This window comes from Emticicia sp. SJ17W-69, from assembly GCF_051209875.1.
Lineage (GTDB): Bacteria > Bacteroidota > Bacteroidia > Cytophagales > Spirosomataceae > Emticicia.
Map to the genome: position 1 here is coordinate 1,556,465 of NZ_JBNTQY010000001.1, position 13,157 is coordinate 1,569,621.

Annotated in this window: 12 protein-coding genes; 10 read left to right on the forward strand and 2 right to left on the reverse strand. The window is 32.3% G+C overall.

The genetic code is table 11. The features are described from left to right. The first annotated feature begins 4 nt into the window (after window positions 1-4). The 9 genes from ACQUQZ_RS06320 (at window position 5) to ACQUQZ_RS06360 (ending at window position 7,919) form a co-directional block, all read left to right on the forward strand. Entirely contained in the window at window positions 5-202 is a 198-nt protein-coding gene (locus ACQUQZ_RS06320; protein WP_435353956.1) for a hypothetical protein, read from the forward strand. 30 nt (window positions 203-232) lie between these two features. Then, window positions 233-490, forward strand: a complete 258-nt coding sequence (locus ACQUQZ_RS06325) for a hypothetical protein (protein ID WP_435353957.1) — start codon at window positions 233-235, stop codon at window positions 488-490. An 82-nt stretch (window positions 491-572) separates the two neighbouring features. Further along, window positions 573-1,460 carry a trypsin-like peptidase domain-containing protein gene (locus tag ACQUQZ_RS06330; RefSeq protein WP_435353958.1) on the forward strand — a complete coding sequence of 296 codons (888 nt, stop codon included), beginning with the start codon at window positions 573-575 and terminating at the stop codon, window positions 1,458-1,460. A gap of 143 nt (window positions 1,461-1,603) precedes the next feature. After that, window positions 1,604-1,948, forward strand: coding sequence for an RNA recognition motif domain-containing protein (locus tag ACQUQZ_RS06335; protein ID WP_435353959.1), 345 nt, complete (start codon window positions 1,604-1,606; stop codon window positions 1,946-1,948). Further along, window positions 1,945-3,192, forward strand: coding sequence for a DEAD/DEAH box helicase (locus tag ACQUQZ_RS06340; RefSeq protein ID WP_435353960.1), 1,248 nt, complete (start codon window positions 1,945-1,947; stop codon window positions 3,190-3,192). Before ACQUQZ_RS06335 ends, ACQUQZ_RS06340 begins: the two co-directional genes overlap by 4 nt. 113 nt (window positions 3,193-3,305) lie before the next feature. Continuing rightward, entirely contained in the window at window positions 3,306-3,548 is a 243-nt protein-coding gene (locus ACQUQZ_RS06345) for a VF530 family DNA-binding protein (protein ID WP_435353961.1), read from the forward strand. Between the two features lie 442 nt (window positions 3,549-3,990). Beyond that, complete coding sequence (locus ACQUQZ_RS06350; protein WP_435353962.1) at window positions 3,991-4,665, forward strand: acetyltransferase; 675 nt, start codon at window positions 3,991-3,993, stop codon at window positions 4,663-4,665. Between the two features lie 8 nt (window positions 4,666-4,673). Next, window positions 4,674-6,878, forward strand: a complete 2,205-nt coding sequence (locus tag ACQUQZ_RS06355; protein ID WP_435353963.1) for an O-antigen ligase family protein — start codon at window positions 4,674-4,676, stop codon at window positions 6,876-6,878. A gap of 12 nt (window positions 6,879-6,890) precedes the next feature. Beyond that, the gene (locus ACQUQZ_RS06360) at window positions 6,891-7,919 is read left to right on the forward strand and encodes a glycosyltransferase family 2 protein (protein ID WP_435353964.1); all 1,029 of its coding nucleotides are present in this window, start codon (window positions 6,891-6,893) and stop codon (window positions 7,917-7,919) included. A 19-nt stretch (window positions 7,920-7,938) separates the two neighbouring features. On the opposite strand, the gene ACQUQZ_RS06365 is transcribed toward ACQUQZ_RS06360, so the two are convergent. Next, on the reverse strand, window positions 7,939-10,713 hold the full coding sequence (locus ACQUQZ_RS06365) for an outer membrane beta-barrel protein (RefSeq protein ID WP_435353965.1): 2,775 nt from the start codon (window positions 10,711-10,713) through the stop codon (window positions 7,939-7,941). A gap of 173 nt (window positions 10,714-10,886) precedes the next feature. Further along, the gene (locus ACQUQZ_RS06370) at window positions 10,887-11,759 is read right to left on the reverse strand and encodes a geranylgeranylglycerol-phosphate geranylgeranyltransferase (RefSeq protein ID WP_435353966.1); all 873 of its coding nucleotides are present in this window, start codon (window positions 11,757-11,759) and stop codon (window positions 10,887-10,889) included. A gap of 218 nt (window positions 11,760-11,977) precedes the next feature. Here ACQUQZ_RS06370 and bshA point away from each other — a divergent pair, with 218 nt between their 5' ends. Then, the gene (bshA, locus tag ACQUQZ_RS06375; protein WP_435353967.1) at window positions 11,978-13,120 is read left to right on the forward strand and encodes an N-acetyl-alpha-D-glucosaminyl L-malate synthase BshA; all 1,143 of its coding nucleotides are present in this window, start codon (window positions 11,978-11,980) and stop codon (window positions 13,118-13,120) included. The last annotated feature ends 37 nt before the right edge of the window (window positions 13,121-13,157 follow it).

Below are 13,157 nucleotides of genomic sequence, written 5' to 3' on the forward strand. Positions count from 1 at the left end.
TAAAATGGGAGAGCGGAAAATAATTCGACACAAACATATTGGTGACCAATATCTGCATTTATTGGAAATGGGGCGAAAAATCACACCGACCGAAAGACTAATAAGTCTATTTCAAATGCAAGAAGAATATCGCCAAATTCATAATGAACCTACCAAAAAAACTCAACGTACAATCATTATCAAAAAGCCTACATGGATTTAGAAAATTCCGAATTTATGCGTTTTGTTGAGAGTGCCAATTGATATACTTACATTTGTACATAAGAAATTTGATTTTGATAAATGTTATAATCGAGCAAGAGTTCAACAAACCCAAGGTCATACAATTCGGGTACTTCATATCAACGATTTGCGTGAGATAAAGGTTTTTGCTAAAAGAAACCAAGATTTTCGAGATGTTATTATGATTGATGATTTTTTGAAAGAAGAAAAATCTGGCCAAAAGCAAATGAATATTTGGGCTAAAATTCAGTTTTGGAAAAGAAAATAATTTTATTGGAATCTTCAAAGAGCTAAATCAATTGGCTCTTTTTTTGTTAAGTTTGAATCAAACTAAAATAAAATTTAAAAGTATGTTTGTAGATGCAATTGAGGAGGTAGGCCAATATACAAGAGCAATTCAGTTTATTTCAAGAAATTATAATGAAAAAATAATAACAGGTGGAGCCGCTACCTTGTTTTTTGTGAATGAGTTTGCATGTGCCATTACCTGTAAACACGTCATGGATTTGATTGGAAATAGGGCAGTAATTAATCAAAACTATGCTAATTTTCGTAGAGAAAGAGCAGCAATTGCCCAAAATGCTCAATATCAAGAGGCCTTGAAACAATTAGAAACCAAATACAATTATAAATCTGATGTGATGGTCGAACTGAGCGAAAGGTTTTTGGACTGCACAGCAGATTCAGAATTGAGATTTAGATGGATCAATCATCCAAAATATGATTTGTCAATTATTATCTTTGATGACTTTAGTCAGCCTCTTTATCAATCTTACGCACGATTTTTAAAAGATGGTTCTTCTCTCAAACAAGGTAAATCTTTATGCCGTTTAGGTTACCCTTTTCCTGAGTTTACCAATTTTCAATACGACCAAAAATCAGATGAAATTTCATGGACAAATACTGGAATTATAGGTACACCACGCTTTCCGATTGATGGAATGCTCACCAGACATTTGGTTGATGAAGGAACAATTTTTGGTGTAGAGTTAAGCACTCCTGGCTTACGTGGACAAAGCGGAGGCCCACTTTTTGACCGAAATGGCTTGGTTTGTGGAATGCAAAGCAAAACAAACGCATTACATTTGGGTTTTGACATGATGGATGCCGAGCATAATGTCAATGGTAAAACTATCAAAGTTAATAATCAACCTTTTCTTCATGTAGGGCATTGCATTCATGTAGATATTATCAAAACTTTTTTGGCAAAAAACGGTATCAAGTTTTATGAAGAGTAAGTAGTGAATGTATAATTAATAAGGAGTCGCCCGTGTGATGGAAAATGAATAATTGTAAAACCTCATCTTTTGAGCCTTTTCACTTAGTTATCTACATTTTCGTCTAAAAATCCGTACTTTTGTAAAAAAATAAGAAATAAGCAATGGATATTTTTGTGGGAAGTATTCCTTTTAAGTTAAAGGAAAAAGAATTAAGAGAAATGTTTGAGAAATTTGGAGAAGTTACTTCTGTCAAAATAGTAAAAAGTAAGGTGACTCGTCAAAACAAAGGCTTTGGTTTTGTAGAAATGCCCGACGAAGACGAAGTACGCAAGGCAATTTATGAACTCAATGGGACAGAACTCATGGGGCGTACTATTGAAGTGAGTATTTCAGAGAAAAAAGATAAAGCTTCTCAAGCAGGCAAACTCAATGCACAAGGAAAACTAAAAGGTGGTGCTTTTAGGGGTATTGGCAAAGGATATATTGATAAACGTGGCGAAAAATGAAATTTGAAGATTATAGTATCTCGCTCGAAATCAAGCAAAATTTAGAAAAATTAGGCTTTAAAAAGCCAACTGATATTCAATTTAAGTCGATTCCTCCAATTTTAAAAGGAGAAGATGTATTGGCAATTGCCCAAACAGGTACTGGGAAAACGGCAGCATTCGCTATTCCGATTATAAGCATTTTGCAAGAAATGAAGTATTCGGTAAGGTATCAAGAAGGATTAAAGTGTATAGTCATGGTACCTACTCGAGAGCTGGCGATTCAGATTACAGAGGTTTTTCAGCAATTGGCTCGTGGAACAAAAGTTGAGACTTTATGCCTTTTTGGCGGAGTAGAACAAGAGCCACAAATAGCAACAATTGAGAAAGGAATAGATATTCTTATCTCCACGCCAGGTCGAATGTTTGATTTGATTTATCAAAAACATCTCAAAATTACAGGTGTTGAAATATTGGTACTGGATGAAGCTGACCACATGCTTGATTTGGGTTTTATCAAGGATATTCAAGATGTAAAAAAGTTTTTGCCACGTAATCATCAAACTTTGTTTTTTTCGGCAACTATTAATGAGCAAATCAAAAAAGTAGCTTATTCACTGGTCAAAAATCCAATTAGAATTCAAGTTTCGCCTAAAGACCCTGTTTCAAAAAATATTACACATTCGGTGGTATTTGTAGAAATGGACGACAAACGTTTTTTCTTGGAGAGAGTCATTAATGAAAACCCAGACAGTAAAATTTTGGTTTTTGTGCGTACCAAAGTACGTGCTGAGAGAGTAAAAGCAGCAATGGAGCGGGTTGGTATTGCCAGTGAAACGATACATGGTGATAAAGAACAACAAGATCGATTAACAGTTTTAAATAAATTTAGGGAAGGTGAAAGTAAGGTTTTGATTGCTACCGACGTAAGTGCCAGAGGAATTGATATTGCTAACGTGGATTATGTAGTCAATTATGATTTGCCTGATGTTCCCGAAAATTATGTACACCGAGTAGGCCGCACGGGTAGAGGGACAAAAAAAGGTTTAGCAGTTTCATTCTGTAGTACTGAAGAAAAGCCTATTTTAGCAGAAATTGAAGGATTTATGGATAAAGCTATCAGGGTTTTAGAAATTGATAAAAATGACTACACTGAAACCATAGATTTTTCAAAAGATACGACAAATTATGACCTAAAAGCTTTGCTATTGGAGGCCGAAAAGATAGAGGAAAAGCGTAAAAAAGGAAAGAAAAAGAAGAAGTAGAATTGATTGTGCTGATAATTAATGTTGCTTGCAAAGCATTTAGTATTTTTTGCATAAATATTCAACAATATTACAAGCACTTTTTAACAAAAAAATAGAAACTTTTAAAAAGAATGAACCAAGAGCAACCTCAACCTAACAACCCGCTTCATGGCATTACTCTTGAGAGGATTGTAAAAGAACTACATGATTATTATGGTTGGGACCAAATGGCTTACCATATCAATATTAATTGCTTCGCTAATAATCCAACATTAAAATCAAGCCTTAAATTTCTACGAAAAACTGATTGGGCAAGAAAAAAAGTAGAAAAGTTATATCTAAGAATGCTAGATGAGGTGAATGGGTACCAATGATTTTTAGTTTGTAATAAGTTAAATTCACATAACTTTCTTACTAATCTTCTAATTTATATTTAGTCATCGAATTTGATTACTTCTGCATAAGTGATATTTATTTTCAGAGAAAAGTATATCGAAATACATTATTTGATATGACAGATGCAGCTAAATAAAGTAATGCCATATTATTTATAAGTTATTCATAATCATTGAGTTATGAATAATTTACTTCATTGGAAATTAAAATAAAGTACCGTATAATAAAAAATGCTTGTACTAATTTTTGCTTGTAGTTAAATTACACAAAATACTTATTTTAATATTAGTTCAAAATTTTAGCATTTTGTGGTGATAGTAAAATAGCAATTGGTATAAATGCTAAAATAGCAACAGTAAGCCGTTTAAAATATATTTGCTGAAAGAGTGAGTCCTTCTAAATCTGTTTGAAAACCCAATCATGATCACTAAAAAACATAAACTTATCATTTATGGCACTGGGAAGTTGGCTGAATATGCCTATTTTGTGTTTACACATGATAGTGAGTACGAGGTCGTTTGTTTTTGTATCGAAACAGAGTTTATGCCCTCAACTACACAACACCGATTAGGCTTACCTATTTATGATTTAGGCAAGATTGCCGAACATTTTCCTTCAGTTGAATATCATATTTTTGTTGCAGTAGGCAATAATTCTGTGAGAGATAGAATCTATGCAAAAATAAGCACTATGAACTACACATTTGCTAATTATTTATCCTCAAAATCACAATATTGGTTTGATTGTCAGCTTGGAAACAATGTATTCATTAGTGAAGGATGTGTAATACAGCCCTTTGTGAGCATTGGAAACAATACTTTAATTTTTAGTTCAATAATAGGTCATCATTCTACTATAGAAACCAATGTAACGCTGAGTGGATGCACGATTGGTGGTAGTGTGACAGTTGAAAAAAATACATTTATTGGAATGAATGCTACGATTAATCAAAATTTAAAAGTAGGGATGAATAACATCATTGGGGTAGGGTGTAATATTATTCGTGACACAAGAGATGGCGAAGTGTATTCGGCAATAAAATCAAAATTAAGATTATTTTCTTCTTCTCGTATTTTTTCTAATTTTTTAAAATAGTTGCAGGGATGGACCACACCAAAAAACAAACTAACTACTTATTTTATATAGCATTATTATTGACTTTAACGCCACTCATTCATTCTAAAACAACAATTTTCGGAACCATTGTCCAGCGGTCTCTTTACTTTTGGTTGGTTATAGATGTAGCTTTAATTTTTACCCTTTTTCGACAAAAAATAACGAGTATAAAATTTAATTATCTACAATTGGCTGTTTTAATTTATTTTGTAATCAGCCTTTTGGCAGCTATATTAGGTACAGATATTTACCTCAATTTGTTGTCAAATTTTGAGCGAATGATGGGAGTCGTTGGGATGCTACATTTTGTTGTTTTTTTCTTTTTATTTAGCAATTATTCATTTTCAGAAACTCAAATCAATACGCTTATTTATTTGACATTAATAATAGGAACAGCATTGAGTTTTTGGGGAATCGCAGAGGTAATGAATGGAAAGCACTATCGAGCAGAATCAGTATTGTCAAATCCGATGCACTTTGCTTTATACCTTGTGCTGCAAATATATTTGGGTATTTATTGCCTCTTTCGTTGGAAAAATTACCCATCAAAACTTGTAATCATTCTGTATTTGATTGTTTGTTTGATTGCTTTGATGCTTACACAAACAAGAGCTGCTTTTGTTGCTCTTTTGATTGGTGGATTGATTATGTTAATAATTACCATAATTCAATCACATGAAAAATTAAAACTCATTATTTATACCCTAATTGTCTCTATTGTTTCGATAAGTATTGCATTTGTAGGAATAAAATATGGACAGTGGGATAGAATTGATATTATTGATAGAATTGTTAATACCAATTTTGCCGAAGATACGAGTTTGGTTCGTTTGAAAATTTGGAAAATGTGTTTACAACATACTTTTGATAAACCATTTTTGGGTTGGGGGCAAGGCTCATTTGTTTATTTTTATTTCCAAAATTTTACAAGTGAATTAAATAATGCAGGTTTTTGGTATGACTCTTCTCACAATAATTTTATAGACCAAATCATAGGAGCAGGTTATTTGGGCCTCTTTTCATACTGCTTGATTTTTTTCATTTCATTTAAGACCATTTGGATGAAAAACAATCAATTATTGAGATATGAAAAACTGTTACTTACAGGCGTCATCGTATCTTATTTGGCATTTATATTTTTTGGTTTCGATAGTTTGATAAGTTATTTAGGGATATTTTCCTTGTTTATTATCATTCAAAAATATAGCCCCATAAAATGGTCAGTTGATATAAGTAAGGTGAATTTACCGATGAAATTTGTTAAAATAGTAGTATCGTTTTTATCGGTTTTATCGCTTTATTTCTTTGTCTATAAGAGTTTTCAAACAAATGAATTGCTAAGTAAAGCCCATCTCGAACAAAATATTTCAGAAATGATCAGTTTATACGATAAAGCGTATAAAAATGCAATTATTGGAGAATATGATGTGGCTGTAGATTTTGCTCTGAAACAAAACTCAGTTTTAGCAAGTAAACTTTCTAATGAATTGAATCAAAGATATTTTTCAAGTATTGACGAAGTGCTAAAAACGTCATTGAATAAACATTCTGAGAATCCAGTTTTACTTAATCAAAAAGGTTTTGCCGAATACCAAAGCAATAGGAAACTAGCAGGCATCAAAACATTTGAGTTAATGAATAAACTTTCTCCTAATCGCCTTATCAATCATCATGATTATGCTTGGTTATTATTCAATAATAATCAAGTTTCAGAAAGTATATATATATTAGATAAAGTTATCAAAAAACAGCATTATAATAGCAAAGCAATTATCCTGAAAGCTCGCATTTTGTTTGAATCAAAACAATCAAAAGAGGCATTTAAGGCATTGGATATTTATACTCCTAAAGAAGTGATTGAGAATTTCAAAGAAATTACTAATCTCATTTTTGAATACCAACAATACAACGAGTTTTACGATTTTATTTATGCGAAGTTTTCTCCGAATCATTTAAACGATTTTGTTTTGACAGAGGAGCAGGTGTTGATTTGGTCTCAAATTGCTCAACTTTCAAAGGATAAAAAACAAATTTATTCGGTATTTTCTTATTTTTCTGGCAATACCCTTTTAGGAGATGATAGACACTTTCGCCAGAAAAAGGATTCATTAATGGTATTAGAATTGATTGACAAGGTGCATCAAGGTACTGTAAATTATGATGTAATTATGACATTGAAAGACTTCAATTAAGAGCTAAATTATATGGACAAGTTCAATGAAATAAAAGTTAGTGTACTTATTCTAACTTACAATCACGAAAAATTTATCAAAAAAGCGATTGAAAGTGTCCTGAATCAGAAAACAGATTTTGAGTTTGAACTTATTATTGCTGATGATAATTCTACCGATACTACTCAAAATATAATTATTGAAACACTTGCCAGTATTGCTACGACCTCAAAGGTGAGATATATCAGAAACGCAGAAAATTTGGGCGTGATGCGTAGCTGGAGAAATATACATAATATGATATGCGGGCAATATTTTGCCATTTGTGAAGGAGATGATTACTGGATTGATGAGCTAAAACTTCAAAAACAAGTAGATTTTCTTGATACTAATCAATCATTTTCGATTTGTTTTCATAATGTTAAAGTTGATTTTATAGATATTCCACAGGCCAATTATTTATTAAACGATGGCTTAGTAAAAGATGTTTTTACGCTGGATGATTTGATTGGCAATAAAGAGATTTGGTTTATGGCAACTGCCAGTTTAATGATTAGAACCAATAGCCTTAAAAGCATTCCAGATTGGGTGATTAAATCAAAAAGTGGTGATATTCCTTTAATAATTTTAGCATCTCTGCATGGAAAAATCAAATATTTACCCAATGTCATGGCAGTTTATCAAAAACATTCAGCAGGCATGAGTATGACTGACCATAAAGATGACACTGTTTTCTTGAAAAACAGGATTTTTATGTATAGAATGATAAACAAAGAAACCCGTTATAGATATAATAGGAAACTCAGAGAAAATATTGCTAGCTATTATTACCTAATGTTATCAGCTAAACAGCTAAGAAATAGCTATTTTAAAAAACTTATCATTAGCTTTTATTATATTTTCCTTACATTTCCTAATACACCTCAACTAAAATCAGTATTAAAAGACCATATCATTCCTCTTTGGGCAATCAAATTAAGTAGGATTCTTAAAAGAAAATTAGGTTTAATTCCTTTGAACGATGCAAAATATGGCAAAAACGCATCAATTCAAGAACTATAAATCAACAAATACTGATTTTTTATCTAGTAATAATTCTTATTCCTCCACGTCCTTGTGTGGGATTGAATCCTTTCAAAGAATAAGTAAAACTCAGTAAGAAATATCTTCCAAGTGTACGGATACGTTCGTCTTGTATATAATTGAGTTGTGCTACTCGATTGATACCAGTATTACGATTCAATAAATCATTGACCGAAAACTTCAATTCTCCTCGGCGATTTTTCAAGAAAAATGTAGATAACGAAACAGCCCAAAGTGGAATATTTTGGTTATAGCCCGTAGTTAGGCCTGTATAGGTAGTATAATCGAAATCAGTGCCAAAAATCAAGTTTTTATGGATTGTCCAATTTAAGTCGGCAGCGTAGTTATTGTTGAAATATTCTTGGTTTTGTTGCTTGTTGACAGAGTAAAGTGTTTGGTTATACCCAATTTTTGCCTCGGTCGAAAAGTCAAAGTTGTCTTTTTGATAGCTTAACCTGAGTCGTGTATTTGCTTGAAAACCTTTAGTTCGATTCTCTTGTTGATTCACAAAGCCAATTCCTCGATTGAGCATGATATTTTCTGTCAGTTCAACTCGTAATTTTATAGGTTTGATGCGAAAACCATAAGAAGCGTTTCCATTCAATAGATAATCATCTTTTACATTAATTGGCTGTAAAGTCCTCACTAAAAGTTCATTAATTTGCTGAGAATCGGTGATTTTGTTGGTTGTATAAACGAGATTAATACTTGAGAAAAAGCTTGAAAAATTTAATTGATTAAAAGAAGAATAATTTGTTCCAAGTCGATGAGAATATTCAGGTTTCAGGTTTGGATTACCAATATAAATATTCAATGGGTCACGATTATCGGTGATGGGTGCGAGTTGACTGATACTCGGTTCTTGGAAGTTAGTTTCATAGTCAAATCTCAAATGCTGTGATTGTTGAAAATCATAGTTATAGTGCATATTTGGCAAAATATTCTGAAAACTACGTGAAATTTTGCTATCTAATAGCAACAAATTACCTTCTAAATGAGCATTTTGGATATTCAATCCTGTAGAAAAGTTGTATTTTTTACCATTAAGTCTAATATTAGCACCCAAACGGTTATAAGTAAAATAGCTTTCAAAGCTATTACTTAGGAGTTTATTATAAGTACTTATATTGTCTTTGACATCATTCACCACCGCATCTGATTTATAATTATTTTTTGAGTAAGCATAGTTCAATTCTAAATACTTTCTTTTACCTAAAGGCTCGGTAAAAGAGGCGTTTACGCCATAATTCATGCGGTCTGATACCTTATTGTTATTTTGTGAAATATTTTCGGTACGAGCCAAGATTTCATCTTTGAAATATTTGTTGGTGGCAGCTAAATCTCCTTTACTCGTATTATTATTGAAACCAAAAATTAGATTTGAAGAAAAGGTTCGACCTTTTTTGTGGAATCTGTGTCTAAAAAGTAAGTTGCTGTTTAAACTTACTCCTTCGCCATTGCCAACATAATTGCGAAAGCCTGTATTTAACAATACATTTTTATCATTCAATGATTGGCTATTACTCACGGTATTGGTCTTGGTATTATTGTAATTGATATATGAGGTAAGTTTCAACGAATTAAGTGAATCAATTTTTTGGTCGAGTGTAAAATTCAAACGATGATTGTCGTTGATGTTGTTTTGTGTACTCTTTTTATTAGAATTAAAATTGCCAGTTGAAAGAAAATTTTCACGATTTTGTTCACTTTCTGAAAGCTGGTTAAGATTATTGTAAAAGTAGCTACCATTTAGCTCAGTTTTTTTTGTGATTGGATTATTGAAATTCATTCCCCCCGCCCAATTTTTCATATAACCAGTCGGTTTTTGTCCAAAATTGAGTGGCAAACCTGAATCATCCCCATTCACTTCTAATCTAATTGAACCGCCCCTGCCACTCATCATTCTCATCAAATCTCCCGTAAAATTCATATAATCATCAATCGAAAAACCTTGTTGGTTTACATTATTCCCCATACCCAAAAATGACAATTGCTTATCTTTATTGAAGCGGTTGATGTTTAACCTTCCTGCAAAACGTTCGTCAAGTCCCGCTCCAGCAGTAATTTTACCAAAAGCTCCTTTTTTATGGTCTTCTTTGAGTGTAAGATTGATGTTTTTTTGACGTTGACCATCATCAATGCCAGTGAAATCAGATTGGTCAGACCGTTTGTCATAAACTTGTACTTTGTCAATGGCATCAGCAGGCAGGTTTTTGGTTGCCATCTTTGGGTCTCTTCCAAAAAACTCTTTTCCATCAACGGTTACTCGCCTCACAGTTTCGCCTTGTGCCTTTACTGTACCATCTTTATCTACTTCCACACCAGGTAATTTTTTCAGTAAATCCTCCACAACTCCATTGGGTTTTACCTTAAATGAACCTGCATTAAACTCAATTGTATCACCTTTGATGGTTACGGGTGCTTTTTCTGCTTTAACAGTTACTTCTGCCAATTCTTTACTAATAGGTTGTAATTTTATCATACCTAAATCAACTAAAATAGCATCGACAGGAACAATCATTTTTAGGTATGCTTGATGCCCGATATAAGTTATTTTGAATAAATAATTAGTAGAATTGATGTTCTTGAGTTCAAAAAGGCCTTTATCGTTGGTACGACCAAAGTTTACCAAAGAAGAATCTTTTACATTTAATAACATCACTGTAGCATATTGTAATGGATGTGAAGCAGAATCTAAAACAGAGCCTTTAATCGTTATTTTTTGGGCGAAAGTTAATTGTGTAAGTAATAAAAGTAAGAAAAGCTTTTTCATAAAATGTGATATTGTTTTGTTGCCTCAAAATTATGATGAGATACGGCAGAAGTAGGTTAATCATAATTGAAATAAGGTTAATTAATGTTAAAGCAACAAAGCTTGAAAACAGCAGCATCAATGGAAGAAACGGAAATGAAGAAATCAGAAGGGAGTCCTATTTGGTGTATTATTCACACAAATATCATACTCAAAATGCCTACCAACATAATGATTTTGCATACACGGCTTAAAAAGGCAAAATCACGTCGTTTATCAGCCCAATAAAGTTTATAAATAAGCCACGAAAAAGGGAGAATACCTATAATAAAAATAGAAATTAGGTATTGATTTTCAAGAATTGAAGCCATTGAAATCAGAATAATCACAAAGGAGATTATGAAAATATATAGTAATATTTTTGTTCGTCTGATTCCCCAAATAATAGGTAATGTGCGACAGCCATAACGAGCATCACCACGAATATCTTCCATATCTTTAATAATCTCTCGAATCAATGAAATCGAAAAAGCGAAAAGGGCATAAATATTTACTAAAAGTGTGTTTTTTTGATAATAAACAGATAAAATTACTAAAGAAAATGCAGTCAGAAAAGCCACTAAAAAATTACCTATAAATGCTTTCTTTTTAAACCTTTCTGAATAAAACCAAAGCATACAAACCGCTAGAATATTTATTAAAAAAACTTTTAAACCTAAAAAAAGCCCAATGGCAATACCAGTGAAATTGAGTATTTGATGTATAAGTATCGCCCAACGTCGTTTGATATATTTACCAATAACCACTTCTCGTGGCTTATTAATCAAGTCAATCTTTACATCGAAGTAATCATTGATAATATAACCAGCCGATGCAATAGAAATCGTAGCAAAAACAAGCATAAATTGCTTGTAATCAAGTAAGTAGCTTATCCATTCTTCTTTTGGGCCTATCAGGAAAATCCTAACCATATATTGGGTCAACAAGACTATCAAGATATTTCGAGAGCGAATAAGTCGGAAAAAAGCATTGAGCGTTTCTATAAGTTTGGAGTTTAGTGTATTCAAAGATATTAAAGCGAGTACTAATTTGCAAGCTATTTGTAATTGTTACAAGATTTATTTTGATGTTTTTATGTAAAATTGGAGGTAACTTTTAATAATAATAAATCCTTAATTCAAAAATTTGGGATTTTTTTTGAAAAATTTTGTTGTACTAAATAGTGATAGATAAACAAGCCCAAAATCTATTCTAAAAAACTATCAACAAGTCACATAAAGCATCTATGAAAATCGGAATTGTTTGTTATCCTACCTTTGGGGGAAGTGGTGTAGTAGCTACCGAACTCGGAAAGGGACTCGCTAAAAATGGTCATCAGGTACACTTTATTACTTATACCCAACCTGCCCGTTTAGATTTCTTCAATGAAAATATATTTTATCATGAGGTAAATATTGCCAGTTATCCATTATTTCAATACCCACCTTACGAGTCAGCTTTGGCTGGTAAAATGGTTGATGTTGTGAAATATGAAAAATTAGATTTACTACATGTGCATTATGCCATTCCACATGCAACTTCGGCATTTTTGGCAAAACAAATCTTGAAATGTCATGGAATAAATATTCCAGTTATCACAACCTTACATGGTACTGATATTACAATTGTTGGTAAAGATGCCTCGCTTGCACCAGTTGTTACTTTTAGTATCAACGAGTCAGATGGGGTAACAACTGTTTCAGCAGATTTACGAAAAGATACTTATGAAGCTTTTGATATTAGAAAAGAAATTGAAGTAATTCCAAACTTCGTTGATTTAGAGCGTTTCAAAAAGCAAAGAAAAGAGCATTTCAAACGTATTATTTGTCCAAATGATGAAAAATTGTTGGTACATACATCAAACTTCCGCCGAGTAAAGCGTATTGAAGACATCATAAAGATATTTGCAAAACTAAAAACTCAAATACCAAGTAAACTATTGCTTGTTGGTGATGGACCTGAGCGTGGACCAATGGAACAATTAAGTCGTGATTTGAATTTGGGCGAAGATGTTCGTTTTGTTGGAAAATTAGATGCAATTGAAGAGGTTTTGTCGGTAGCTGATTTGTTTTTAATGCCTTCCGAAAAAGAAAGTTTTGGTTTGGCAGCGTTAGAAGCAATGGCTTGTGAAGTACCTGTCATTTCATCAAATACTGGTGGCCTACCTGAGTTGAATGTTCAGGGAGTAACAGGATTTTTGAGTAATGTAGGCGATGTTGATGACATGGTAAAAAATGCCATATATATTTTGCAAGACGAAAATTTGCCTACTTTTAAAGCAAATGCCTTGGCTCGTGCAAAAGAGTTTGATATTACTAATATCGTCCCAATGTACGAACGATATTATGAGAAGGTTTTGATAGGAGAAGGTGTAGGCAGTTTACAGTAAGCAGTCTTTATCCATTTATAAAAAAACTCACAAGAAC